Below are 24,963 nucleotides of genomic sequence, written 5' to 3'. Positions count from 1 at the left end.
TGAGCGGCACCGAATGACATGGCGGCAACCACGACGATGCCGGCAATGGACGAGAACAGTTTCTTCTTTCCGATCATGTGTATCTCCTTGGAATGGCGATGGAACATGAGGTCACCGCTTGCGGGGCGGTGTCGAAGCGGAATCAGTTGGCGACGCAGCAGATGCGCGTGCCGCCGGCGCGGCCATTGCCGCCGAACATGCACCCGGGGGTATCCACGCAGCCTGGCGCAAAGCCGGTCTTCACCGGTGTGGCGAAGGCCTGTGCGGCACCGAATGACATTGCAGCAACGATGACGATACCGGCGACGGACGAGAACAGCGTTTTCTTCCCGATCATGTGTATCTCCTTCAGTTGGTGTGGCTTCCCGGATTCATTGCCTTGGCGACGGCCTGTACCGTCTCTGTGTCGAGCTGGCCGACATGCTTGTAGACGACGCTGCCATCCGCGGCGAGCACCATCAGCATCGGTGTCAGTGTGGCGCGGTAGCGCTTGGAGACCTCGCCCTGATCGTCGACAGCGATCGGAAACGCCAGCGCGTGTTTGCCGGCGTACGCGGCAAGCTGATCGTAGGGTGGCAAGCCGACACCGATCAGTTCGGCGCTGCCACGCGCAGCCGCGATCTGCTGCAGCTGTGGCACCGAGGCCAGGCAGTAGCGGCAGGCAGTAGAGAAGAAGTAGAGGATCTGCGGAACGGCGCGGGCGCCACCGATATCGACATGGGTCTGCTGCGTCGTCCGCAGCGTCAACAGCTCAGGCCGGGTGCCGATTGCAGGACCATGTGCATCCAGCTGGGTCTGCTGCAGCTGCGCCGCAATCTGTTCGTTGACCTGCCGCAACTGGCGGTTCTGCCAGGAGAGCATGATGACCAGTGCGGCCAGCAGCAGAGCGACTACGGGAAACAGTGCACGCTTGAGCATCGATCATCCTTGAACGCCGCGTTGCATCGACCATACCGGAATCAGCAACAGGATTGTCAAGCTTTTGTATCATCGGTGACGCAGTTCCCAAACCACAGGACGCCACCATGAGTGACCATGCTCCCGTTTCACGGCCGAACCCGATCATCGATCTGCTGTTCGGCGGCAACATGCTGGAAGGCACCTTCAAAGCGGTGGTGTGGGTCGCACTTTTGTCTGCGGTCCTGGCCTGGACAACCTTCCGCTGACGCAGTGCTCAGGCAGCGGTGAAGGCCTGCCGCAGGCTGCGCAGCGTTGCCTGCCGATATTGGGCCGCACACGGCTCACCCATCTCCAGTTCCTGCAGGCGCAGGCCAACCAGGGTCATCGACAGGGCGTAGCCGCGCGCGGCATCGGCAGCGCGCGACAGGCCAAGTGCACGTCGGGTCAGTGCGTCCACATGATCCATGTCCGGCAGCAGGCCCAGGTAGGCGCGCTCGGCGCTGTCCAGATCCGGCGCGCGCAGGATCGCGTTGGCATCGGCGGTGGGGGTGACAGCGGCCATGCTGGATCCTTGCTTGTTGGTGGAATGGATGCGGGTTCGGTCAGAACGCGCGCATCAGCGAGATGAAAGCGGATGTCTGGCTGCTGCGTCGTGCCATCGGGCTGTCCTCGACGGCATCACCGAACCACTGGTTGGCGACCACGCCGGTCGCACGCCATTTCGTGCCCAGTGGCGTGCTGACCGCGATCTGCAGGCTCGGCGAGGTGGCACTGCCGGGTTTGTAGGCTGACAGCCCGGAGCGCAGGGCCTCCTCGTCGCTGATGCCGTAGTAGTAGTCGAGCAGGCGTGCGCTGGAATGCACCACGCCCACACGCGGCACCCAGGTGAAGCGACCGGCCTGGATCGGATAGCTGTAGTGCAGGCTTGATTCAACACCGCCGCCATGCCCGCTCACTTCGCGCTTCACGCTGGCCGCCACCGCACCCCAGTCCGCACTGTAGTCGGCATTGATGCCGACCATCGCCGACATCTGCCGGCTGTGCAGGCGGCGCAGCTGCGGATCGTTCACGTCGTCGGTCTTGAAACGCAACGTGTAGGGCGTAGCCACGGCCGACAGGCGCAGGCCATCGGCCTTGTAGAGGTTCATGCCGAGCGAGCCGGGGCTGGCGAAGAAGCGCTTGCCCTGCCAGGACAGCGCCGGCAGCACCAGCGGCTTGTCGTCATAGTGCGCATAGGCGCCGGTGGTCGCGCCGAAGGTGATGCCGGCCTGTACGCCCGGGGCCTGTTCCTGCGCGTTTGCCAGCAGCGGCGTGGAGAGAGCGACGGTGCACAGCAGGGGGCGCAGCAGGGCGGGGGGCAGCGAGGTCATCAACGTACTACTTTGCGGGGATGGCGGTGCATGCTGCGCGCACAACATTGTCGGAACATTGCGCAGGCGCAATCTGCTGCATCGGCGCCACTTGCACGCCGAAGGCACTATGATCGGCACCGTTTCCGGTTGCCGAGCCCCCGATGCGCATTCTCCTGGTCGAAGATGACCCCGATCTCTCGCGAGCCCTGCAGTCCGGGCTTGAGCGCCAGGGTGTGGTCGCCGACGTGGTTGGCAGCCTGGCCGAGGCGGCGCTCGCCCTGCGTGAGCCGGTGCACCAGCTGATGCTGCTTGACCGGCAGCTGCCGGACGGTGATGGCGTGGGCTTCGTGGCGACCGCCCGTGCGCTGCGGCCGAACCTGGCGGTGATCATGCTCACCGCCAAGGGCGGGCTGTCGGACAAGGTGGAGGGGCTGGATGTCGGCGCCGATGACTACCTGGTCAAGCCGGTAGCGATCGAAGAGCTGATGGCGCGGATCCGCGCCGTATCGCGTCGACCGTCGGCGATGGTGACCCCCCGGTTGCGGCTGGGCCGGCTGGAGTTTGATTTCGAATCGCTGCAGGCACAGGTGGATGGACAGCCGGTCGCATTGCCGCGGCGGCAGGTGCTGGTGCTGCAGGCGCTGGCGATGCGTCAGGGTCGCACGGTCACCCGTAGTGCGCTGGAAGCGGCGGTGTACGGGTTCGATGATGAGATCCAGTCCAATGCGCTCGACGCGCATATCTCCAAGCTGCGCAAGGCGCTGCAGCAGGCCGGGGCGGGCGTGGAGATCCACGTGATCCGCGGCGTCGGCTACCTGCTGGCGGAGGCCTGAGATGGCGCGACCGATCCGTTCGATCACCCTGGGTCTGGCATGGCGGTTGTTCCTGGCGCAGGCCTTCACGGTGTTGTTCGCCGTTGTCGCGCTGATCCTGACCTGGGGTGACAAGGACACCTGGGGCATGGACATGTTCATGGCCGAGAGTGCGGCCAACGCCGTGCACAGCGAAGGCGGCCGGCTGGTGCTGGATGAAGCACGCTGGCAGAAGCTCGACGCGCGTGCCGGTGGCAACCTGTGGTTCGCGGCAGTCGACGATCGCGGCGCATGGCTGCAGCGCGGCACGCTGCCTGCCATCCACGCGCCGCTGCTGGCCCGCCTGCCGACACTGGGCGCCACCGAGCTGGGGTCGCTGGTACCGCCGTACCTGGACGTGGCCCGGGTGATGATCCGCAATGAAGACGGACGCCGCATCACGGTGATGGTGGGCGGGGCGCCGAAGGGCGGCCTGCTGGATGGCGCGTTGATGGTGCTGCGGTTGATCGGCCTGTGGTTCTTCCTGCCGTTGATCGTGGTTACGCTGCTGGTGATGCCGACGGTGATCCATCGCGCCATGCGTGGCGTGCGCCGGTCCGCGCAGCAGGCCAAGGAACTGGATATCGGCCAGCCCGGCGCGCGCCTGGACGCGCAGCTGGTGTCGACCGAGGTGGCGCCTCTGGTCGAAGCGTTCAACGATGCCATCGACAAGGTGCAGCAGGGCTATGCAGCACGCGATAAATTCCTGGCCGATGCCGCGCATGAACTGCGGGTACCGATTGCGGTGGTACAGGCGCGCTTGTCGCAGTTGCCGCAGGGGGAGCTGAAATCGCAGTTGCTGACCGATGTCGCCCGTCTCGGCAACGTCGCCGAGCACCTGCTCGATCTGCAGCGCCTGGACAGGAACATCGCCGCGTTGCAGCGGCTGGACCTGGCGCATGTCGTGCGCGAAGCGGCCGCCGACCTCGCGCCGCTGGTCGTTGGCGCCGGCTATGGCTTCGAAGTGGATGCGCCGGAAACGCCGGTATGGATCCATGGTGATGGCCTGGCCCTGGGCAGGGTGATCGCCAACCTGGTGCACAACGCCATCGTCCACGGCGGCGGGCGCGGCACCATCTGCGTGCGTCTGGACCGGCAGGGCCTGCTGGAAGTCAGCGATCAGGGCGCCGGTGTGCCGGTCGGTGACCGCGAGGCGATCTTCGAGCCGTTCCACCGCCTGCGCGCCGCCGGCAGTGGCAGCGGCCTCGGCCTGCATCTGGTCAAGGAAATCGTGCAGCACCACGGCGGCACGGTGAGCGTGGGCGAGGCTGTCGGGGGCGGCGCCAGTTTCAGGGTCAACTTCCACCGCGGCAGCGTGCGGCGCTAGTGGGGCGCTGACAGAAGCACACGGCGTTGCCTGATGGTTGCGTGAGGCTGCTCCTCGGCACGCTGTGGCGATGGTTGTCGACCGGATCTCGTCGCCCTTGCTGGGCCCCGCATGCGCTGCCGCTCTGGTCATTGGCGCGCTGGCCTGCGTGCTGTTGCCGGCGTTGCCACCGCTATGGGCTTCTGCTCCGGCCGCCGCCGTGGCTGCGTTGGGCTGGGTGTTGCGCTGGCGAGGACGCGCGGCGGCTGCGCTGCTGTTCGGCCTGGCCTGGACGTGCTGCCATGGGTATTGGGCACTGCAGGCGCAGCTGCCGGCCGGTGCTGCTGCGCAGGATGTGCTTGTCCGGGGTCAGGTTGTCGACCTGCCGAAGCAAGCGCCTGGATACACCCGGTTCGAGTTCCGGGTCGATGCGTCCGATGCGATACCGACGCTGCGTGGCAAGCGGCTGCAGGTGCTCTGGCACGCGCCCCGGGGCGGGCCGGCCGACGCCGGGACTGATCAGAGACATCGCCTGCACGCTGGGGCGGACTGGCAGTTGTCACTACGCGTGCGACCACCACGTTCACGCATCAACCCGGGTGGCTTCGATGGCGAACGGCATGCGCTGCTGCGTGGGCTGGCAGCGAGTGGCAACGTGCGTGATGCCCACACTACGCGGCAGCTGCGTCCTGCACATGGTCTGCCCGCCTGGCGCGAGCGCACCAGTGCGGCCATCGCCAGGCAGATCGCACATCCCTCGGCGCGGTTCATCCAGGCTCTGGCGCTGGGCGATACGCGTGGCCTGTCCGATATCGACTGGGCGCAGCTGCGCGCGTTGGGCCTGACCCACCTGATCGCCATTTCCGGCTTCCATGTCGGTCTTGTCGCGGGCTTCGCCGCGTTGCTGTGTTCTGTTCTCTGGCGATCCTGGCCGGGGCTTGCCAGGTTCTGGCCACGACCGCAGGCGGCGGCCTGGGCGGCAGCGGTTGCAGCAGTCGGCTATGCCGTTGTTGCGGGCAGCGAGCTGCCGACCGTACGCACCGCGTTGATGATCGCGGTGGTGGCCTTGGCGCGCGTCGTCCGCCGTCCGGTGACGGTGGCACAGGGCCTGGCGCTGGCCGCGCTGGCGATGCTGTTGCCGGCCCCACTGTCGGTGCTGTCTGCGGGCTTCTGGCTCAGTTTCGGCGGCGTCCTGTGGTTGTTGTGGTGCCTGCCGCAGGGGCGACCGAAGGGGTTCGCCGCAATGCTCCGCGGCGCTCTGGCAGGACAGGGGGTGGCCAGCGTCGCTCTGCTGCCGCTGGCAGTGGCGCTGTTTGGTGGCACCGCACGGCTGGGGCCGCTGGTGAACCTGCCGGTCATTCCGCTGTGGAGCCTGCTGGTAGTACCTTTGGCTCTGCTGGGAACCGCTCTGGAGGCCCTGCGCAGCGGAGCAGGGCAGTGGCCTTGGCGCGCGGCAGCCTGGGTATTCGATGCCAGTTGGCAGCTGATGCAGCCGTTGGCCGAGCACCCGCAGGCGATGTGGTGGCTGGCGCAGGGGCCCGCCTGGGCGTTGCCGGCGGCGCTGCTGGGGGTGTTCTGGTGGCTGTTGCCACGCGGGGCGGGTGCGGTGCTTGCCGGGTCATTTCTGTGCCTGCCGTTGCTGTGGCCGGCACGCTCGGCGCCGCAGCAAGGGGAGATGGAACTGGTGGTGCACGATGTCGGCCAAGGCACGGCGGTGCTGCTGCGGACCGCCCACCACGCACTCTGGTACGACGTCGGGCCGCCCGCAGGCAGCGAAGGCGAGGAGCGGATGCTGCTGCCGACGTTGCGTGCGTTGGGACAGGTACCGCCGGCCCGGGTGATGATCAGTCACGACCACCTGGACCACAGCGGCAACCTTGCAGCGCTGCGCCGGCAACTGCCGGGTCTGCAGGTACTGGCGCCACGGGGCAGTGCGATTGCCAGTGCCGGTACCTGCCAACAGGGACTGCGCTGGCAATGGGACGGGGTCGATTTCCAGGTGCTGCACCCGCCTGCCGCCTTCCCGGCCGCCGGCAAGGGCGCCGACAACGAGGCCAGTTGCGTGCTGCGGGTTGCCGGCACACACGGGGTGGTGCTGCTGCCCGGCGACATCGGCCGGCAGGGCGAGCAGGCCCTGCTGCAGGGCGCTGCCGATGCGCTGCGTGCGGACGTGGTGCTGGTGCCCCATCACGGCAGTGGAGGCAGCTCCACTGGGGGCTGGGTGGAGGCGGTGGCGCCGCAGCTGGCGCTGGTCTCGGCCGGGCATCAGAACCGTTTTGGCCACCCGAAGCGTGACGTGGTGCAGCGCTGGCAGGCGGCCGGCGCCGAAGTGCTGTCCACCGCCGAGTCCGGCGCGATCCGCGTATGGCTTGGTGCACAAGGCCTGCAGCTGCGTGAACAGCGTATCCACGCAGCCCGGTGGTGGGATGCCGCTGGGCGGGCACGGTCGGCTGCTATCCTATCGCCGATCGAACAAGCGGCCGTTGGGCCGGAGGGTTGAAACGTGTGGGAACTGGTCAAGGCCGGTGGCTGGCCGATGGTGCCGCTGCTGCTGTTGGGCGTACTGGCTTTGGCGATCGTCCTGGAGCGTTTCTGGTCCCTGCGGCGTAACGAGGTGCTGCCGCCTGGCCTGGGCCAGGAAGTGCGCAACTGGGCCGCGCGCGGCAAGCTCGACCCGGCGCACCTGCAGACCCTGCGGGCCAATTCACCGTTGGGCGCCCTGCTGGCCGCCGCACTGGAAGCGCGCAACCGCCCGCGCGACCAGATCCGCGAGCGCATCGAAGACACCGGTCGCCACCTGGTGCACCGCATGGAGCGTTTCCTCAACGCGCTGGGCACCATCGCCTCGGCCGGCCCGCTGCTGGGCCTGCTCGGCACCGTGGTCGGCATGATCCAGATGTTCCTGGGCATCCTCGACCACGGCGTGGGTGATGTGAACCAGCTTGCCGGCGGTATCGGCAAGGCGCTGGTGTGCACAGCCACCGGCATGATCGTGGCGATCCCGGCGCTGATGTTCCATCGCTTCTTCAAAGGCCGCATCCACGGCTACGTGGTGGAGATGGAGCAGGAAGCCAGTGCATTGCTGGATACGCTGGATGGTCGCCCCGGGGTGATGACCCCGGCTCCCGCCGCGCGCGCGTCCTCCGCCGCCACGGCAAAGGCCTGATCGATGCGTATCGGCAACGACCGGTCCCAGGATGAACCGCATATCGACCTGGTCCCGCTGATCGACGTCATCCTGGTGCTGATCATCTTCTTCGTGGTCACCACCACCTTCGATGCGCGATCAACCCTGCAGGTGCAGCTGCCGACCGCCAGCCAGCAGCAGACCAACGAGCCGCCGCGCTCGCTCAGCGTGTTGATCAACGCGGATGGCCGCTACTTCGTCAACGATCAGGAAGTGCTGCGCAGCGACGTCGAATCGGTCAAGCAGACGATCGCCGCCGTCGCTGGCAGCGATCGCGAACAGACCGTGCTGCTGCGTGCCGACGCACGCACTCCTTACCAGGCCGTGGTCACCGCGCAGGATGCGCTGGGCCAGCTCGGCTTCCGTCGTATCGCCATTGCAACAGCGCCAGAGGTGCGTCCATGAGTTCCCATCACGCGCCAGTGTGGCCGATCTACAAACGTCTGCTGGGCTATACCCGCACCTACTGGGTCTTCATGATCGGCGCGGTCATCGCGATGGTGGTCGAAGCGCTGGCCGGCTATCACTTCACCAAGTTGATGGAGCCGCTGGTCAACCGTGGCTTCGTCAACCCTGAGCCGCGCATGGCGGTGATCCTGCCGCTTACCATTCTCGGCCTGTTCCTGATGCGCAGCGTGGCGACCTGGGTCAGCGACTACACGCTGGCCAAGACCGGCCGCAGCGTGGTCCGCGACCTGCGCGAACAGGTGCTGCAGAAGTACCTGCACCTGCCGTCCTCGCACTTCGACGCCGAGGCGACGCCGGTGATGGTCAGCCGCCTGAACTTCGATACCGAACAGGTCACCCAGGCCAGTGCCGACGCGCTGAAGACCGTGGTCGCCGACACCCTGACCATCATCGCCATGCTGGCGGTAATGCTGCAGATGAGCGTCAAGGTGACCCTGGCGATGCTGGTGGTGGTGCCGCTGATCGGCGTGATCGTCTCCTACGTGGGCAAGCGCTACCGGCGCATCAGCCGCGGCATCCAGGACGGCATGGGCACCATGGCGCAGACCGCCGAGCAGTCGCTGGCCGCGCAGCAGGAAGTGAAGGTGCACGGCACCCAGCAGCACGAGATCTCGCGCTACTCGCGCCTGGCCAACCGCATGCTGGCGTTGAACATGAAGGTGGAAGTGACCCGTGCGGCGGCCTCCAGCGTGGTCCAGTTCCTGGCGGCGCTGGCGCTGGCGGTGATCGTGTGGGTGTCCACCCGCGAAGCGCTGGCCGGCAAGCTCAATGCGGGCCAGTTCATGGGCCTGATGACCTCGATGATGGCCATCATTCCGTCGCTGCGCCGGCTGACCAGCGTGCAGACATCGATCTCGCGCGGCGTGGCCGCTGCCGAGCGCCTGTTCGGCATCATCGACATGCCGGTCGAGCGCGACGACGGCAAGCATGCGGTGCAGCGCGTACGCGGCGAACTGGCGTTCGAGCACGTCATGCTGCGTTACCGTGAAGACAGCGGCATCGCCCTGGACGACATCAGCTTCGTTGCCAGGCCGGGTACGGTCACCGCCATCGTCGGTCGTTCCGGCAGCGGCAAGACCAGCCTGATCCGGCTGGTGCCGCGCTTCTACGAACCCAACGGCGGCCGCATCACGCTCGATGGCGTCGCCCTGGATGACTATCCGTTGGCTGATCTGCGCAGGCAGGTGGCCATCGTCGGCCAGAAGGTCATGCTGTTCGACGACACCATCGCGGCCAACATCGCCTACGGCATGGATGCAACCGACGAGCAGATCCGCGCGGCGGCCGAAGCGGCCAATGCCTGGGAGTTCATCGCACGCATGCCGCAGCAGCTGCAGACGCCGGTGGGTGAAAACGGTGCGCTGTTGTCCGGCGGCCAGCGCCAGCGCCTGGCGATCGCCCGCGCGATCCTGCGCGATGCGCCGATCCTGATCCTGGACGAGGCCACCGCGGCGCTGGACAACGAATCCGAGCGCCTGGTGCAGGATGCGCTGCAGCGCTTGATGCCCGAGCGCACCACGCTGGTGATCGCGCACCGCCTGTCGACCATCGAGCATGCCGACCAGGTGCTGGTGATGGACCATGGCCGCATCGTTGAACGTGGCACCCATCAGGAACTGCTGTCGATGGGTGGCTTGTACCAGCACCTGCACAACATGCAGTTCCGCGAAAGGCAGGACTGATGGCGGGCAAAGGTACCCAGACCCCGCCGTACTGGTATGACGGCAGCCCGGTTCCGTGGCCGATGCGATTGCTGGCACCGCTGTACGCGGGCGTCACCGCGCTGCGCCGGCGCCTGTACCGGCGTGGCTGGCGCAAGCGCCATGCACTGGCTGTGCCTGTCATCGTGGTCGGCAACATCACCGCCGGTGGCACCGGCAAGACGCCGCTGACCATCGCCCTGGTCGAGCGCCTGCGCGCAGCGGGTTGGAAGCCCGGTGTGGCCAGTCGCGGCTATGGCCGCGAAGAAGCGGACAAGGCACGTTGGGTGGAAGCCGATACGCCGACCGCCCTTGGTGGCGACGAGCCGGTGCTGATCGCCTGGAAGACCGGCGTGCCGGTACGCGTGGACAGCGATCGCGTGGCGGCGGGCAAGGCGCTGATCGCCGCCGGCTGCGACGTGATCGTCTGCGATGACGGCCTGCAGCACTACCGGCTGGCGCGCGACATCGAAATCGAGGTGGTCGATGCCCAGCGTCGCTATGGCAATGGACGGATGATTCCGGCCGGCCCACTGCGCGAGCCGGTCAGCCGCGCCGCCGAATGCGATTTCCGTGTGATCAATCTTGGCCAGGCGGATGAAGCGACGGCTGCCCAGGCCTGCGGCTTCGGCCAATGGCCGATGGCCCTGCACATCGACAGTGCACAACCACTGGCTGGTGGACGGGCGCGTCCGCTCTCGTACTTCGCGGGCCAGCGCGTGCATGCCGTGGCCGGCATCGCCCATCCACAACGCTTCTTCGACATGCTGCGCGCGCGTGCGATCGGCGTGGTGCCGCATGCCTTCGCCGACCATCACGCCTACCAGCCGCAGGATCTGTCCTTTGGCAGCCAGCTGCCGGTGCTGATGACCGAAAAGGATGCCGTGAAGTGCCGCGCGTTCGCCAACGACTGGCAGTACGCCGTGCCGCTGCGTGCCGAGATGCCTGCTGCTTTCTGGATCGCGTTGACCGATCGCCTGGACAAGCTGCGACCGAACTGAGGGGCCGTGCGGCGCTTGCAAATGCACGCCGCCGGCCGCATTCCTGCTGTATCGCGCCTGCCGAGTACCGCCCGCATGACCGACTTCGTTGTTGCCATCCCGGCCCGCTACGCCGCTTCGCGGCTGCCGGGCAAACCGCTGCGCCTGCTGGGCGGAGAGCCCATGGTGCTGCATGTGGCCCGACGCGCGCTGCAGGCCGGCGCGGGTGAGGTCTGGGTCGCCACTGACGACCAGCGCATTGCCGACGCCTTGTCCGGCCTGGAAGAAGTGAAGGTGGCGATGACCGCGGCTTCGCATGCCTCCGGCACCGATCGCCTGGCCGAATGCGCGCGCATCGCCGGCTGGGCGGATGACACCGTCGTGGTCAACCTGCAGGGCGATGAGCCGTTCGCACCCGCCGCCGGCATCCGCGCCGTGGCAGCGGCACTGGTGGAAGGCAGCGCGCCGATGTCGACCCTGGCCACGCCGGTCGAGGACGCGCACACGCTGTTCGACCCGAACGTGGTCAAGCTGGTGCGCAACGTGCGCAACGAGGCCATGTACTTCAGCCGTGCGCCGATCGCCTGGCACCGTGATGGCTTCGCCCGCAGCCGCGAGACCCTGCCCGAGGGCCACCAGTGGCTACGCCACATAGGCATCTATGGCTACCGAGCCGGCTTCCTGCAGCAGTTCGCTTCGATGCCGCCGGGCACGCTGGAACAGGTGGAATCGCTGGAGCAGCTGCGCGTGCTGGAAGCGGGCTACCCGATCGCCGTGGCGATCTCGCCCGAACCCTTCCCGCCGGGCATCGACACCCCTGAAGACCTGCAGCGCGCCGAAACGCTGCTGCAGGCGATGGCGGCGCGATGAAGCTGCTGGTCGTCTGCCTCGGCAACATCTGCCGCTCGCCGATGGCCGAAGGCGCGCTGCGCGCCCGCCTGGATGCCTCGGCGCTGGCCGGGCGGGTGCAGGTCGATTCGGCCGGTACTGGCGACTGGCATGTGGGCCAGCCACCCGACCGGCGTGCGATTGCGTGCGCAGCCGGGCATGGCGTGGACCTCGGCGGCTTGCGCGCGCGGCAGCTGCAGCCACAGGACTTCGACGCCTTCGACTGGATCCTGTGCGCCGACGAGGCCAATCTGCGTGATGCCGCGCGCCTTGCCACCTCCGCCCAGCGCGAGCGCCTGGCGCTGTACCTGCCGTGGTCGGGCGGGCAGGGCGAACGCGCGATTCCCGACCCCTATACCGGTGGCAGTGATCATTTCGAGCAGGTCTGGTCGCTGGTCGACGCCGCTGCCGAACGTACCGTGGCACGCCTGTTGCATCACGCCCACTCCGGCATAATCGGGCCATGAACATCCAGCCCGTCCCGGACCTGCCCGAGTTCGCCGCCTGGCTCAATGCCGCGCCCTGCACCCTGACCGAACTGCGTGGCCGGCCGGTCGCGCTGTTGTTCGTCAACGCGGCTTCCGCGTGGAGCGCGCAACGGCTGGCCGAGTTCAGCCAGTGGCTGTCACGCCACCCCGGCAAGTTGCAACCCTTGGTGCTGCAGGTACCGCGTTTCGATTTCGAGCGTGATGCCACGGCTGCGTTGAAACTGCTGCGCCGCCAGGGCCTGACCATGCCGGTGCTGCTCGATGCCGATTGGGATGGATGGCGCCGCTTCGGTGTCACCGCCTGGCCGACCATGGTGTTGCTGGACGCGCAGGGGCGCGAACAGCAGCGATTGATCGGCCAGGGCGTGCCCGGCGAGCTGGAGCGGGCCCTGAATGCCCTTTGCGAGGGTGCGCCGTCGGCCCCTTCGCGCGGCGGCAGCGAACTGCACCCCGAGCCGCGCCAGGCGCTGCGATTCCCCATGGGGCTGGCGGTGAACCAGGAACGGCTGTACATCGCCGACAGCGGCCACCACCGCATCCTTGAATGCAGTCATGGCGGCCGCGTGCTGCGCCAGTTCGGCCTGGGCACCGCCGACTTCATGGACGGCAACCTCGCCGAAGCCGCTTTCCACCGGCCGCAAGCGCTGGCGCTGGAGCGCGAGTCGCTGTACGTGGCCGACACCGGCAACCACGCCGTGCGCCGCATCAACCTGCTGACCGGCCTGGTCGACACCCTGTGCGGCAACGGTCGTCCGGGTGCTCCCGAGGAAGGGCCGGTGGCGCAGCCTCGGCAGGTGTCGCTGGATCATCCGGTTGGCCTGGCCATCGCCGAAAACCAGCTGCACATCGCCATGGCTGGCGACAACCGCATCTGGAGCTATCACCTCGGCCAGCGCAGCCTGCAGTGGCGTGCCGGCAGCGGCGCCATCGACGAGCGCGACGGCAGTGGCCACCTGGCCGCGTTCGCCCAGCCCACCGCCGTGGCCGTGGTCCAGCAGGTGCTGTACGTGGCCGACGCGCTGGGGTCTTCGGTCCGTTCGCTGCAGCTGCGCGGCGATCTGGTGCAGACCCTGGTCGGGCAGGGCACCTGGCGTTTCGGTGAAGACGATGGCCCGCGCGCGCAGGCCAGCCTGCAGTTCCCGCAGGCGATCGCGCTGAGCCCGGATGCGCCGTTGCTGTGGATCGCCGATACCGGCAATGGCCGCCTGCGCACGTTGCGCCTGGGCGGCGGCGAACTGACCACCCAGCCCTTGCCGCGGCGCCTGCACGCCCCGGCCGGCCTGGCCGTCGGTGCCGGTGCCGTATGGATCGCCGAGACAGATTCCCACACCGTACTGCGTCTGGACCCTGACAGCGGCGTGCTCAGCGAAGTGCCGATCAGCGAATGACCGTTGTTCCCGTCCCGTCCTTCGATGGCAAGGCATTCGCGGCCCAGCTGAGTACCGCCCCGGGCGTGTACCGCATGTACGCGGCCGACGATACGCTGTTGTACGTCGGCAAGGCCCGTGCGCTGCGCAACCGCGTAGGCAGCTATTTCAACGGCAGTCCGAAGAACGCGCGCATCATGTCGATGCTCTCGCAGATCGTGCGCATGGACGTGACCGTGACGCGCTCGGAAGCCGAAGCGCTGCTGCTGGAAAACCAGCTGATCAAATCACTGTCGCCGCGCTACAACGTATCCCTGCGCGACGACAAGACCTATCCGCATGTGCTGCTGACCCGCGAGGACTGGCCGCGCATCGCCCTGCATCGTGGCCCGCGCGCCATTCCTGGGCGCTATTTCGGGCCGTATCCGGGCGTCACCGCGGTGCGCGAGACGCTGAACCTGATGCACAAGCTGTTCAAGCTGCGCAGCTGCGAAGACAGCGTGTTCCGCAACCGCTCGCGGCCCTGCCTGCAGTATCAGATCGGGCGCTGCAGCGCGCCCTGCGTGGAACTGGTGCCGGCCGCAGACTATGCCGAGTCGGTGCGCCGCGCGGCGATGTTCCTGGAGGGCAAGAGCGATGAGCTGACCCGGGAGCTGGGCGAGCAGATGCAGGCCGCCAGCGAGGCGCTGGAATTCGAGCAGGCCGCGCGCCTGCGTGATCTGATCACGTCGTTGCGCAGCATGCAGACCCGCCAGTACGTGGACGGCCGTGCGGCCGACCTGGACGTGTTGGCGGTAGCCATGCAGGGCTCGCAGGCCTGCGTGATGCTGCTGGCCTTCCGTGACGGCCGCAACCTGGGCACCCGTCCGTTCTTTCCCCGCACCAACGGCGAGGAAAGTCCGGACGAAGTGCTGGCGGCCTTTGTTTCGCAGTACTACATCGAATTCGAGCCGCCGCGCGAGATCCTGCTCGACCGCGAAATTCCTGATGCCGACTTGATTGGTTCGGCGCTGTCGGCCTCGGCCGAGCGCAAGGTGCAGTTGAAGTGGAACGTCCGTGGCGAGCGCGCCGGCTACCTGGAACTTGCCAGCCGCAACGCGCAGTTGACCCTGGCGACCGAGATCAACAGCCGCACCGCGCAGCACGCCCGTAGCGAAGCACTGCGGGTGATGCTGGGGTTGGCCGAACCGGTGAAGCGGGTGGAGTGCTTCGACATCAGCCACACCATGGGCGAAGCCACCGTGGCCTCGTGCGTGGTGTTCGATGCTGCCGGCCCGGTGCGCGCGCAGTACCGCCGTTTCAACATCAGTGGCATCGAGCCGGGCGATGACTACGCCGCGATGCGCCAGGCCATCGACCGCCGTTTCCGCCGCGCGGTGGAAGAGCAGGGCGTGCTGCCGGACGTGCTGCTGATCGACGGTGGCGCCGGCCAGCTGGCACAGGCGCAGGCGGCGCTGGCCGATCTGGGCGTAGAAGGCGTGCTGCTGGTGGGTGTGGCCAAGGGGGTGGAACGCCGTGCCGGCCACGAAGCCCTGGTGATGCCCGATGGTCGCGAACTGCGCCCGGGTGCGGCGGATCCGGCCCTGCAGTTCATCCAGCAGGTGCGCGACGAAGCGCACCGCTTCGCCATCACCGGCCATCGCGGGCGCCGGCAGAAGGCCCGGATGACCAGCAAACTGGAAGATATCCCCGGCATCGGGCCGCGCAGGCGCGCCAGCCTGCTGAAGCATTTCGGCGGCCTGGTCGGCCTGAAAGCCGCCGGAGAAGCGGAAATCGCCAAGGTGGAAGGCATCAATGACGCCCTCGCGGCGCGCATCTACGCTAACCTGCACGGGTTGGCCGCGCCTGATCCGGCCGAGTAGAGAGAGAACCAAGCCGCATGACGTTGACCCTGCCCACCTGGCTGACCCTGTTGCGGATCGTGATGATCCCGGTGCTGGTGCTGGTGTTCTACCTGCCCTACACCTGGACCAACTTCGCATCGGCGGCGATCTTCGGCCTGGCTGCGATCACCGACTGGCTCGATGGCTGGATCGCGCGTCGCTACGGCCTGGAGTCGGCGTTCGGCGCCTTCCTCGACCCGGTCGCGGACAAGCTGATGGTGGCAGTGGCGTTGTTCCTGATCGTGCAGGGCCACCCGACGCCGTGGATGGCGTTCTGGGCGGCGGTGATCGTCGGCCGCGAAATCGCGGTGTCGGCGCTGCGCGAGTGGATGGCCGAACTCGGCCAGCGCGCCAAAGTGCGCGTGGCGATGATCGGCAAGGTCAAGACCACTGCGCAGATGGTCGCGCTGCTGTGCCTGCTGTATTCGGTGGCGCCCAACGTGCCGATCAACGACATCTGGATGGGCCCGCCGGTATTCCATATCGGTGACTGGACCCTGGCCATTGCCGCGGTGCTGACCCTGTGGTCGGGCCTGCAGTACCTGCACGCCGCCTGGCCGAGCCTGCGTGACGACGAGCGCGCTGCGCGCGAGCGTTCGCGGCAGAAGAAGCTGGGCAACTGAGCCCCGGGGTCGGAGCACCGGGGTCGGATCCCTTTCCGCAGGAAAGGGCTCTGACCCCATCGCCGCCCGCATCCACGCATGGCGTGGATCTACTGAAGCGTCCATCCACGCGCGGATCTACCGATTTGTGGGGGCGTGGAGTAGATCCACGCCATGCGTGGATACGCGGTGCAAGGCGCCTCGCTGACCCCGAAAAAAGCGCTTGACGCCATTTCCAGAATAGGTAAAATTTCGCCTCCCAAGCGGGAATAGCTCAGTTGGTAGAGCGCAACCTTGCCAAGGTTGAGGTCGCGAGTTCGAGTCTCGTTTCCCGCTCCAGATTCAAGAAGAACGCTTCCGCTAGGGGGCGTTTTTCGTTATGCGCGGCCGTGCCCACGCGGATCAATCATCATCCTGCGCCGCCGCACGCGAACGCATGCCGGTGATGCGTGCTTCCTCGCGTGCCACCTGGCGGTCCGCAAACCACTCCTGCACATCTCCCGCGAAACTCGCCGGTCGCCCCTTGCCCTGCACGCCCTCGGCGATCGAGGCCAGGCTGGACCGTGCCAGTTCCTCGCGCATGGCCTTCTGCGCATTGATCATCACCGCATGGATGCCGCACACCTCGCGGTTGGCCCAGCGTGGTGGATCGCCCAGTTTGTCTCCAAAACGAGTAACTCCGCGCATATCATTAGGCGCAAAATAATAAAATCATTACCCGCCTTTCAGGTGGCCTGCATTCAAATGCTGCCCTGAAATGTGAAGCTCGCCGCTACTCAATCCGATTGTGGCTATTAACAACACACCTGGCCGTTTTATCGCCCAACACAATCATTTCATGCTCAAATGCATAACCATGCGGATTCTCAGGGGTTCTGTGCACATTCACTCCTCCGCCCCAGCTCGGATTGGCATATGCCTGGCCACGTGCAACTTTTGTATCCCGGCCATAGTAGTCCTTGGTAACTGGTGCTTTCGGCCCCTGGGGGTCAACTTCAGGAGAGTGCTGATAATAATTTTCGTCATACCAATCCTTGACCCACTCCAGCCCATTATCCGACATGGCATAAAGGCCCAGCGGATTGGGGGGGAACCTGTCTACCGGCAAGGGCGTAAGCCCGTCCGTTGTCCACCCCATTTTTCTAGCAAACTCCTCACGATCTCGATATGTGGAAATGTTAATTCCTTTTGGCCCTCCCCCATATTCAGTAAAATCATCATTTGTCTGCCTATAAGTGCCGTCATCAGTGGCAACCATCATAAACTGACCGCGGCTGCGTGCCGCGTACTCCCACTGGGCCTCAGTGGGTAATGAGAAAGGAAGGTTGGACACTTTAGCCAGCCAGTTGCAATAGCGGTCGGCCTCATACCAGTCCATATGCGCTGGCAAATTAGGTAAAGAATGAATATTCTTCCAATCCTCCTGTCTTTGCCCCTCCTCAAAAGAGCGCAAATTAAGGCCATTGCTTTTAAGATAAATCTCAAACTCTTTATTTGAGATCTTAAATCTTGCAATAGAAAAGGTGCTCAGTTTGACTTTATGTACTGGCCGACTGTCTTTATCCCAGTCATGAGACATTTGCTCCGCCCCATGCTGTAAGCCATAATCCCCCATCAAATACTCACCGCCCTCAACAAATACCAAGTCCATTTTTACTTCTTCGACAAAGTGCTTCATCTCTGTCGGAGTTATCCTGAGTTCTTTATGATCAATTCCACGCGCCAGCTGGTCGCAGCCTGACAAACTCAAAGAAACCAAAAAAAATATAGACGCCTTAAAAATCTTCACGACCACTCCAGTTATATTTACTCAAGCAATGTCCGCGCCGCAAGAACCAAGCTTGCGGCGTCGCGGGTAATTCGGATTACGGCCAGATCGTATGGCGGAAGGTTCGAAAGTCCTGGGCGACTAGTAATGCATTCGGTTCGCTCGTGAGTTTTTCCGTTTTCGTGTAGGAATTATCCCGGTTTCTGTGTCTAGCCAGAAGTTGTTGTCGCCATCGTCGCTCGCGAAAAGGATATGGTGTGAGAGGAAGGTGGTGCTCAATTTGTAGTGTACTTCCCTGAATTTGGAGGCTTGAGCTGTCGACGGTAGTCTCCAGCTCTTCTCATTTTTAGTCGTGGGTATGAAGTTGAATGCCTCTACTTCGAATCTGTCGCGGTCGGTCGAATTCCGCTCTTGGGGGTCTTCACTGTGGATGTATGCACCGCAATCAAAATATCCTCCATTCTGCTTCGAGTAGAGCGAAATGAAATAGTCCCTTCCGGGGAAGTTGGTCTTTAGCAAGGCCACAAGTGAATCTGTGATCAGTCCGGGCAGTGAGTCACCGAAGTTGACATCGCTTAGGAAAAATCGCGTTGCGTTCTTCATGTTGCTTTCCTCCTGCTGCAAAGTGGCCGAGGGCCATGTTTCCTTCAGGGTTCTGTGCCTGAGTGGTAAAGAAGATCTCATTCTGCAGTGTTCTTCGCTTCCAGCCATTCGCCCCTTGGCACTTTCAATGGCGATTCCGCTCTTCCCCCAGCAAGCGTGTACCTGATATTTGGGCTCATGGTGCGACTGCATTAGCCGCAGATCATGGCGGTTTTACCGTTGGGCTCTAGCGTTTCATCGACGATTTCTTGAGCCCATTCAGGGGGCTTCGATTTCTTGCACCTGACAGGCACCACTGGGGAGTGATGGACTATTGAGCCCGGCGGTAGTCACGTCCATGCAATTAGTTTGAAATCCGCCATCCCTCGCCAACAATCCACCGCTTCATCCCCACTTCACCGCCACCCCATCACCTCACCACGCAGCCGTTCGAAGCTGCATCTCCAGTCCTCCACGGCGATGCAGCCATGCCTCACACTCCCCCCGCCTACGACCACGACGTAGTCATCGTCGGCGCCAGTTTCGCCGGTGCCGCCTGCGCATTGGCTGCTGCCCAGTACGGCCTGCGCGTCTGCGTGCTGGAACGCAAGGCCGACCCCGGCGAGCGCCTGCACACCACCGGCATCGTGGTGAAGGAAGCGATGGAACAGACCTGGCTGGGGCGCATGCCCGAACAGCTGGTGCAGCGCGTGGCGCGCGTGCGCTTGTACGCACCGAACCTGCGCAATGTGTTGCTGGCCGCACCGGGCTATTACTTCCTCACCACCGATACACCGAACCTGATGCGCTGGCTGGCCAGCGAGCTGCGTGCCAGTGGCGTGGACCTGCGGCTGCAGCAGTCGTTCACCGGGGCCTGCCGCGACGGCGACGCATGGCAGGTTGAAGGGGTGGGGCGCACCGGCTATCTGGTCGGCGCTGACGGCGCGCGTTCACGCGTCGCGCTGCGCACCGGCCTGGGCCAGGTGCGCGACAACCTGTACGGCGTCGAGCGCGAGTTTGCCGGCGTGCAGCTGCCGGAAGGCGACGCCTTGCACTGCTTTGTCAGCCGCCGCTTCGCACCCGGCTACATCGGCTGGGCGGCGCAGAATCCCACCGGTGTGCAGGTGGGGCTGGCCCTGCGCCACGATCCCGCCCATGCCCGCCCGCCGGATATCGAGGGTTTCCTTGAACATGTGCGCGACGTGGTGGGTCTTCCGCGCGCGGCCGAGGCTGCCGGCACCCGCGCGGGGCTGGTGCCGTGCGGGTTGCCGGATGGCCCGATCACCGCGCCCGGCGTGATCCTTACCGGTGATGCGGCGGGTGTCGTCTCGCCGCTGTCGGCCGGAGGCATCCACTCGTCATGGCGGCATGGCTGGGCGGTCGGCGATGCAATCGGCCTGCATCGGCGCGGCAAGGGGCCAGCCGCCGAGCAGGTGGCGCGACAGGCGGCGCCCACCTTTCACCGCAAGCGCGTACTGCGCTGGGCCATGGACCATCTGCAGCGGGACTGGCCGGTCGACGCGCTGCTGTGTACCGGTCCGGTACGCCGGCTGGCCGAACAGATCTACTTCCACCGACGGGGCGTTCGGGCGTGATCCGGAAGCTGAACGCTGGCCGGTAAAAGGGCTGCAGAATCCTGTTGACGCCGTGCAGCAATATCGACACAATAGCGCTCCTTCGACGCAGGTCGAACGGAATCTGCGGGAATAGCTCAGTTGGTAGAGCGCAACCTTGCCAAGGTTGAGGTCGCGAGTTCGAGTCTCGTTTCCCGCTCCAGATTCAAGAAGAACGCTCCCGCAAGGGGGCGTTTTTCGTTTGCGCGCCGCCATCCGGATGCGGCCTCACCCGCGTGGGATACCCCGGCTCGCACTGCACCAGGTGCGCACGTCCGCACGGCCGAAGCCGGCGCAGGTGTTTTTCCGCGGGATGTACAGATAAGGCGCGTCGGTCTGGTAGGTGAAGTGGTAGTAGTAGGTCCGGTCCTGGCCATACAGCCAGTAGTTCGACGAGCCGTTGTTGATCACGTAGGGCTCGAAGGAAAAGATCGACGACTGCGCGGGAATGAAGTTGCTGCGGTCCATCAGCAGCATGGTCGCGTTCGATGCCAGTGGCGTGGCCAGGCAGATCGCCATCGTGCCCACGACAAGCACGGCCATGAAGATGCCGAGCGCGCGGCAAGGACTTAATTTCAAGCGTATAGCCTGCCGGTAGGAGCGTTCAGGCCAATGTGCCGCAGCGCCCGCGAACAGTCCAGCGTTCAGCTTCGCGGCGCCCGTGAAAGGCTGGGGAAAGGCCGAGGGTTCGCAATGCAGGCACCGCATACGCGCTGTAACGCAGCTCCGACTGATTCTCCATGCCCACTCCACAATCGCGGCGTAGCCTCCTCGGCTTCTCTCTCCACGAAGGTGGGCGGGTGGCCAGTTGTTTCACTTTCACCGCGGCGTCCGTCAAACGGTATGCCGCGCTCCCGCGCATCATCGTAGCTGCTGGAGCGGTGCTGACCAGCACGATGCTGGCAGGTTGCATGTCGGTGCCGGTTCCCGATCTGCCCGATCGCACTCCAGTGGTCTGGAATCAAGCCGCCCCTGTGCAGGGCGTCGCGGTCGATGCGCGGCAGTGGTGGAAGGTGCTGGCCGATGCGCGCTTGAACGCACTGGTGGAAGAGGCGATCGCCGGCAATCTGGACCTGCAGCAGGCCACGCTGCGGCTGCAGGCGGTACGCCTGGTGTCGGGCACCGCCGATGCGCGCTTCCGTCCGGAGATAACGGCCAGTGCAAAGCAGGTGCAGGACGCCGCCGCGGTCGACACTTACTTCCACGCCGGTGTCGAAGCGATCTGGGATCTTGGCTTGTTTGGCGCAGCGGAAAGTGCCCGACTGAGCGCGCAGGCGGCCAACGGAAATGCAGAAGCACTGCGCAATGCCGCACAGGTGGCGGTGATCGCAGATGTAGTGCGCAGCTATCTGGATCTTTCCGTCGCGCAGGCGCAGGCGGATCTGTTGGGTAAGCAACAGGCCGTTGACGCACGCGGCGAGCAACTGGGGCTGGTGCGGCAGCGCCTGCATCTGGACGAGCCTGGCGAACTGGATCGTCTGCGTGCGCGGCAGGCTGCCACACGCGCTGCCATTGCGCAGGCGGATGAAAACGCAGGTAACGCCGCGCGTGCGCTGGCGCTGCTGCTGGGGCGCGATGGGCCGGATCCGGCCTGGAATGCCTACCGCACGCCGCCGCACTTGAGCACCTTCACCCTGCAGCAGGTGCCGGCTGATCTGCTACGCCATCGCCCGCAGATCCTGCTGGCCGAGGCCGATGTGCTGCAGGCCACCGCCGAAAAGGGCAGCGCACGCGCGGCGATGTTCCCGAAACTGAGCCTGGGCGGCTCCATCCTGTACGCCTACAACCTCACCCAGAACGCACGCTCCAACTCCGATTCCAGCCCATCGATCGGTCCCTACATCGACATTCCGCTGTGGGATTGGGGCCAGCGTCGCGCGCGCTACCAGTCCGACGACAAGCAACTGGATGCGGCATTGCTGGCCTACCGCAAGGCCGTGCTGCAAGGCGTGGCGGAAGTGGAAGATGCATTGGGCAGCCTGGCCCGCCAGGACAGCAGCATCCAATCGCTGCAGGTGGCCGACGAAACTGCACGGCAGCAGGTCGCGCGACAGGCCCGGCAGGTGCAGCTTGGCCTCTCCAGTGAGTTCGACGGGTTGGAAAGCCAGCGTACGGCGTTGTCCGCGCATGCCGATCTGATTGGTGCGCAGGGTGCGCGCGTGCTCGCCTTCGCATCGCTGTATCGCGCCGTGGGCGGCGCACCCTTGCCGGTCGAGCCAGAAGGCGGCGCGCAGTGATCGCGCTTGCCCGCAAAACGCTGGTTTACGAGTGGCGCAGGTTCCTGCCGGTGGTGCTGGCCATGTGTTTCGCCGGTGTGCTGCTGATCGTGCAGGCAGCGCTGGTGCTGGGCATCTTCGGCACCGCTGCGATCTACGTGAAGGCATCGACCGCCGATGTCTGGGCTGGCTTTGCCGGTACGCAGAGCGTGAACTACGGCCATGCGATCAGCGTGGATGTTGAAAGCCGGCTGCGCATGGACCCGGATGTCACCCGCGTCGAGCCGTACGAATGGGTCGATGGCGAGTGGCGCTCCAGCGCGCAGGGTACCGGCAACGTGTCCGTTTACCTGTCCGGCATCTCGACGGCGAACGACGCGATGATGTTCTCGCGCATCCTTTCGCCTGACCTGCGTGCGCAGTTGCGCGAACCCGGGGCGGTGATCGTCGACAGCGCCGACCTGGACACGCTGGGCGTTGATCTGCGCAGCAACCAGGCCTGGATCAACGGCAAGGCCGTGCGTGTGGTCGCCGCGCAACCCGGCCTGCGTGGTCTTGGCGGCGTCAACGTGCTGGCATCACTGGATACCGCGCGTGCCATCGCCGGAACCGACCCGCATGAAGGCAGTACCTATTTCGTGGCGGGCACGCGATCACCGGAACTGGCAGGTCGCGTGCGCGATCGCCTCAACGATTCAACGGGCCGCGCCACGCCCGTCGAATTCTGGACGGCCCCGGAGTTTGCCAGCCGCTCGCAGCAGTACTGGCTGTTCGACACCGGTGCCGGCATCGCGGTGCTGTTCATGGCGGTCATCGTCTGCTTCGTCGGCGCGGTGATCACCAACCAGTCCTTCGCGGCGGTGGTGGCCGGGTCGGTACGCGAGTACGCCACGCTGAACGCGCTCGGTGCAGGCCGCTACGCACTGGCGCGGGTGGTGTTCGAACAGGCCGTACTGATCGGCGGCGTCGGCATGCTGCTGGCCGCAGCCTTCAGTTCGGTGGTGCTGTTGGCGGCGCAGACCCAGCGCGTGCCGGTACAGCTCACGCCGATGGTGGTTCTCGGCTGCGTGGCGCTGGTCGCGGTGATGGCCATGCTGTCAAGCATCATGGCGGTGCGCAGCGTCGTCCGTTCCGATCCATCGTTGCTGTTGCGTTGAGGGGCGACCGATGAAAAACACCTCCATCACGTCCCCGACCCTGCGTGCCGACGCACTGGAAAAGGGCTTCGTGTCCGGCGATGTGCACGTTCCCGTGCTGCGTGGCCTGTCGCTGGACATCTATCCCGGCGAACTGACCCTGGTGTCGGGCCCCTCCGGCTGCGGCAAGAGCACGCTGCTATCGCTGATGTCCGGACTCTCCACGCCCGATGGCGGCCGCGTGCATGCGCTTGGCCAGGACGTCAGCCATATGACCCGCAGTGAGGTGGAGCGCTTCCGCCTGCATCATGTTGGTTTCGTGTTCCAGGGCTTCAATCTGTTTCCGGCACTGACCGCGCTGGAACAGGTGCAGCTGCCGTTGGGCTATCGCGGAATGCGCAACCGTGACAGCGAGCCGCTGGCGCGGCAGGCGCTGGACGAGGTCGGCCTCTCGCATCGCAGCCACATGCGCCCGGCGCAGCTGTCCGGCGGCGAAAAGCAGCGCGTGGCGGTTGCCCGTGCGTTCGCCAAGTCACCCACGCTGATCTTTGCCGATGAGCCCACCAGCGCACTGGACGCCGAGAACGGCCAGCGCGTGATCGACATCCTGCACCGCTATGCACGCGCACATCAGGCCACGGTGCTGTGCGTAAGCCACGATCCACGCCTGATCCGCCATGCGGATCGGGTGATCGCCATGGAAGACGGCACGGTCCGCGATGACCGCCGCCAGAACGAAACCGTAGAGCCCAACTGATGACCAGATTGCCGCCGTTGTTCTCCCTGAGCTTCTCCTTGGGCATGGCATTGCTGCTGGGTGCCTGCAGCAAGGATGCACCCGTACCCGCACAGCCGGCCGCATCTACATCCACCAGCGCGGACAAGGTGGCCGTCGCCCGCGGCATCATCGATGTGGAAGGCGGGCTGATTGCACTGGTCCCATCTATGGATGGCTCCGTCAGCACCGCGCCGGTGAAGGAGGGGGCGGTGGTCCGCAAGGGCGATGTCCTGCTCTCCCTGGATGGCGCACTGCTTGAACAGGAAGTGGGCATGGCCAACGCCGATCTCGCGCTGGCTACCGACCGGCTGAAGGGCAGCCAGGCACAGCTGCGCGAGCTGGAGCGCAACGCCACGCGTCTTGCCACCGGCGCCAGCGAAGGCGTCTCTTCCAACCAGCAGGCCGACGCGGCAAAGCAGCAGTTGGCTGGCGTTCGCGCCGATGTCGATGTGGCTGGCGCGCAGGTCGAGATGGCCCAGCACAAACTGGAGCACGCCAGGCTCAAACTGCGGCAGATGTCGCTGACCGCGCCGGATGCCGGCACCGTGGTCGGTCAGGTGCCCGGCGTGGGTGCATTCGTGCCGGCCGGCAAGCCGGCGATTTCATTGCTGCCGGCGCGGCCCCTGCAGGTGCGCGCTGAGCTCAGCGCCGCCTATGCCGATGCAGTGCAGGTGGGCATGCGCGCGACGGTAGTGATCGATAGCGATGGCACCGAGGGCAAGCCGCTGCCGATGGCACGCGTGGTCCGCATCAGCCCTGTGTTCGCACCGGCGCGGTTGCCGGAGGATGCAGGGCGCGGCGTGGCCAAAGTGGTGGAGTGCGTGCTGGAGTTCGAGAGTGCGGCAAAGGCGCGCGTCGGCCAGCACGTGCGGGTGGAGTTCCGGAAGTAATTGCGCCG

At 65.7% G+C, this 24,963-nt stretch carries 26 protein-coding genes and 2 tRNA genes; 20 read left to right on the top strand and 8 right to left on the bottom strand.

What is annotated here, in order from left to right; genetic code table 11:
• Window positions 1–142: 142 nt before the first annotated feature.
• Together HFK18_RS20310 and HFK18_RS20305 are read right to left on the bottom strand one after the other, a co-directional pair.
• Entirely contained in the window at window positions 143–337 is a 195-nt protein-coding gene (locus HFK18_RS20310; RefSeq protein ID WP_025875233.1) for a hypothetical protein, read from the bottom strand.
• Between the two features lie 11 nt (window positions 338–348).
• The gene (locus tag HFK18_RS20305) at window positions 349–918 is read right to left on the bottom strand and encodes a TlpA disulfide reductase family protein (protein WP_180167625.1); all 570 of its coding nucleotides are present in this window, start codon (window positions 916–918) and stop codon (window positions 349–351) included.
• 107 nt (window positions 919–1,025) lie between these two features.
• On the opposite strand from HFK18_RS20305, the gene HFK18_RS20300 reads away from it, so the two are divergent.
• The gene (locus HFK18_RS20300; protein ID WP_165780968.1) at window positions 1,026–1,166 is read left to right on the top strand and encodes a hypothetical protein; all 141 of its coding nucleotides are present in this window, start codon (window positions 1,026–1,028) and stop codon (window positions 1,164–1,166) included.
• A gap of 8 nt (window positions 1,167–1,174) precedes the next feature.
• Here the strand turns inward: HFK18_RS20300 and HFK18_RS20295 are convergent, their stop codons facing one another.
• Entirely contained in the window at window positions 1,175–1,462 is a 288-nt protein-coding gene (locus tag HFK18_RS20295; RefSeq protein ID WP_089240061.1) for a hypothetical protein, read from the bottom strand.
• Between the two features lie 40 nt (window positions 1,463–1,502).
• The gene (locus tag HFK18_RS20290) at window positions 1,503–2,270 is read right to left on the bottom strand and encodes a MipA/OmpV family protein (protein ID WP_180167624.1); all 768 of its coding nucleotides are present in this window, start codon (window positions 2,268–2,270) and stop codon (window positions 1,503–1,505) included.
• A 143-nt stretch (window positions 2,271–2,413) separates the two neighbouring features.
• On the opposite strand from HFK18_RS20290, the gene HFK18_RS20285 reads away from it, so the two are divergent.
• The 13 genes from HFK18_RS20285 (at window position 2,414) to HFK18_RS20225 (ending at window position 16,311) form a co-directional block, all read left to right on the top strand.
• On the top strand, window positions 2,414–3,085 hold the full coding sequence (locus HFK18_RS20285; RefSeq protein WP_025875225.1) for a response regulator transcription factor: 672 nt from the start codon (window positions 2,414–2,416) through the stop codon (window positions 3,083–3,085).
• A gap of 1 nt (window position 3,086) precedes the next feature.
• The gene (locus HFK18_RS20280; protein WP_089240065.1) at window positions 3,087–4,430 is read left to right on the top strand and encodes a HAMP domain-containing sensor histidine kinase; all 1,344 of its coding nucleotides are present in this window, start codon (window positions 3,087–3,089) and stop codon (window positions 4,428–4,430) included.
• A 70-nt stretch (window positions 4,431–4,500) separates the two neighbouring features.
• The gene (locus HFK18_RS20275) at window positions 4,501–6,909 is read left to right on the top strand and encodes a DNA internalization-related competence protein ComEC/Rec2 (RefSeq protein WP_180167623.1); all 2,409 of its coding nucleotides are present in this window, start codon (window positions 4,501–4,503) and stop codon (window positions 6,907–6,909) included.
• A 3-nt stretch (window positions 6,910–6,912) separates the two neighbouring features.
• Window positions 6,913–7,575, top strand: a complete 663-nt coding sequence (locus tag HFK18_RS20270) for a MotA/TolQ/ExbB proton channel family protein (RefSeq protein WP_025875219.1) — start codon at window positions 6,913–6,915, stop codon at window positions 7,573–7,575.
• Between the two features lie 3 nt (window positions 7,576–7,578).
• The gene (locus HFK18_RS20265; protein WP_025875217.1) at window positions 7,579–8,001 is read left to right on the top strand and encodes a biopolymer transporter ExbD; all 423 of its coding nucleotides are present in this window, start codon (window positions 7,579–7,581) and stop codon (window positions 7,999–8,001) included.
• Entirely contained in the window at window positions 7,998–9,746 is a 1,749-nt protein-coding gene (gene msbA, locus HFK18_RS20260; protein WP_049469016.1) for a lipid A export permease/ATP-binding protein MsbA, read from the top strand. The genes HFK18_RS20265 and msbA overlap by 4 nt, the downstream gene beginning before the upstream one ends.
• Window positions 9,746–10,765, top strand: a complete 1,020-nt coding sequence (gene lpxK / locus HFK18_RS20255) for a tetraacyldisaccharide 4'-kinase (protein ID WP_180167622.1) — start codon at window positions 9,746–9,748, stop codon at window positions 10,763–10,765. The genes msbA and lpxK overlap by 1 nt, the downstream gene beginning before the upstream one ends.
• 75 nt (window positions 10,766–10,840) lie before the next feature.
• On the top strand, window positions 10,841–11,614 hold the full coding sequence (kdsB, locus tag HFK18_RS20250; RefSeq protein ID WP_180167621.1) for a 3-deoxy-manno-octulosonate cytidylyltransferase: 774 nt from the start codon (window positions 10,841–10,843) through the stop codon (window positions 11,612–11,614).
• Window positions 11,611–12,099 (top strand): low molecular weight protein-tyrosine-phosphatase, encoded by a 489-nt coding sequence (locus HFK18_RS20245; RefSeq protein WP_180167620.1) that lies wholly within the window; start codon window positions 11,611–11,613, stop codon window positions 12,097–12,099. The genes kdsB and HFK18_RS20245 overlap by 4 nt, the downstream gene beginning before the upstream one ends.
• Window positions 12,096–13,508 (top strand): hypothetical protein, encoded by a 1,413-nt coding sequence (locus HFK18_RS20240; protein ID WP_180167619.1) that lies wholly within the window; start codon window positions 12,096–12,098, stop codon window positions 13,506–13,508. Before HFK18_RS20245 ends, HFK18_RS20240 begins: the two co-directional genes overlap by 4 nt.
• A complete protein-coding gene (uvrC, locus tag HFK18_RS20235) occupies window positions 13,505–15,349 on the top strand; it encodes an excinuclease ABC subunit UvrC (protein ID WP_100552098.1) in 1,845 nt (614 codons plus the stop codon). The genes HFK18_RS20240 and uvrC overlap by 4 nt, the downstream gene beginning before the upstream one ends.
• 17 nt (window positions 15,350–15,366) lie before the next feature.
• Window positions 15,367–15,993 (top strand): CDP-diacylglycerol--glycerol-3-phosphate 3-phosphatidyltransferase, encoded by a 627-nt coding sequence (gene pgsA / locus HFK18_RS20230; protein ID WP_180167618.1) that lies wholly within the window; start codon window positions 15,367–15,369, stop codon window positions 15,991–15,993.
• A gap of 242 nt (window positions 15,994–16,235) precedes the next feature.
• Window positions 16,236–16,311 (top strand) — tRNA-Gly (locus HFK18_RS20225).
• 63 nt (window positions 16,312–16,374) lie between these two features.
• Here the strand turns inward: HFK18_RS20225 and HFK18_RS20220 are convergent.
• The 3 genes from HFK18_RS20220 to HFK18_RS20210 all read right to left on the bottom strand — a co-directional run bounded on the left by HFK18_RS20220 (window position 16,375) and on the right by HFK18_RS20210 (window position 18,343).
• Window positions 16,375–16,659, bottom strand: coding sequence for a hypothetical protein (locus tag HFK18_RS20220; protein ID WP_180167617.1), 285 nt, complete (start codon window positions 16,657–16,659; stop codon window positions 16,375–16,377).
• 85 nt (window positions 16,660–16,744) lie between these two features.
• Window positions 16,745–17,761 (bottom strand): SUMF1/EgtB/PvdO family nonheme iron enzyme, encoded by a 1,017-nt coding sequence (locus tag HFK18_RS20215; protein ID WP_180167616.1) that lies wholly within the window; start codon window positions 17,759–17,761, stop codon window positions 16,745–16,747.
• A gap of 120 nt (window positions 17,762–17,881) precedes the next feature.
• Window positions 17,882–18,343 (bottom strand): hypothetical protein, encoded by a 462-nt coding sequence (locus HFK18_RS20210; RefSeq protein ID WP_180167615.1) that lies wholly within the window; start codon window positions 18,341–18,343, stop codon window positions 17,882–17,884.
• Window positions 18,344–18,810: 467 nt separating this feature from the next.
• Here HFK18_RS20210 and HFK18_RS20205 point away from each other — a divergent pair, with 467 nt between their 5' ends.
• Together HFK18_RS20205 and HFK18_RS20200 are read left to right on the top strand one after the other, a co-directional pair.
• A complete protein-coding gene (locus HFK18_RS20205; protein WP_180167614.1) occupies window positions 18,811–19,917 on the top strand; it encodes an NAD(P)/FAD-dependent oxidoreductase in 1,107 nt (368 codons plus the stop codon).
• Window positions 19,918–20,022: 105 nt separating this feature from the next.
• A tRNA-Gly gene (locus HFK18_RS20200) sits at window positions 20,023–20,098 on the top strand.
• A gap of 65 nt (window positions 20,099–20,163) precedes the next feature.
• Here the strand turns inward: HFK18_RS20200 and HFK18_RS20195 are convergent.
• Complete coding sequence (locus tag HFK18_RS20195) at window positions 20,164–20,478, bottom strand: hypothetical protein (RefSeq protein WP_180167613.1); 315 nt, start codon at window positions 20,476–20,478, stop codon at window positions 20,164–20,166.
• Window positions 20,479–20,831: 353 nt separating this feature from the next.
• Between HFK18_RS20195 and HFK18_RS20190 the strand changes: the two genes are divergently transcribed.
• From HFK18_RS20190 to HFK18_RS20175, 4 genes are read left to right on the top strand one after another with little or no spacing between them, the layout of a single operon-like run.
• The gene (locus HFK18_RS20190; RefSeq protein WP_257216357.1) at window positions 20,832–22,172 is read left to right on the top strand and encodes an efflux transporter outer membrane subunit; all 1,341 of its coding nucleotides are present in this window, start codon (window positions 20,832–20,834) and stop codon (window positions 22,170–22,172) included.
• Window positions 22,169–23,308, top strand: a complete 1,140-nt coding sequence (locus tag HFK18_RS20185) for an ABC transporter permease (RefSeq protein ID WP_180167611.1) — start codon at window positions 22,169–22,171, stop codon at window positions 23,306–23,308. The genes HFK18_RS20190 and HFK18_RS20185 overlap by 4 nt, the downstream gene beginning before the upstream one ends.
• A gap of 10 nt (window positions 23,309–23,318) precedes the next feature.
• Window positions 23,319–24,044 carry an ABC transporter ATP-binding protein gene (locus HFK18_RS20180; RefSeq protein WP_180167610.1) on the top strand — a complete coding sequence of 242 codons (726 nt, stop codon included), beginning with the start codon at window positions 23,319–23,321 and terminating at the stop codon, window positions 24,042–24,044.
• Window positions 24,044–24,955: an HlyD family efflux transporter periplasmic adaptor subunit gene (locus HFK18_RS20175; RefSeq protein WP_180167609.1), complete on the top strand. Its 912-nt coding sequence runs from the start codon at window positions 24,044–24,046 to the stop codon at window positions 24,953–24,955. Before HFK18_RS20180 ends, HFK18_RS20175 begins: the two co-directional genes overlap by 1 nt.
• The last annotated feature ends 8 nt before the right edge of the window (window positions 24,956–24,963 follow it).

Origin of the sequence: Stenotrophomonas sp. SbOxS2, assembly GCF_013416715.1 — a bacterium.
Lineage (GTDB): Bacteria > Pseudomonadota > Gammaproteobacteria > Xanthomonadales > Xanthomonadaceae > Stenotrophomonas > Stenotrophomonas lactitubi.
Note: the sequence above shows the minus strand (reverse complement) of the source record. Positions and strands in the feature narration are given on the sequence as shown.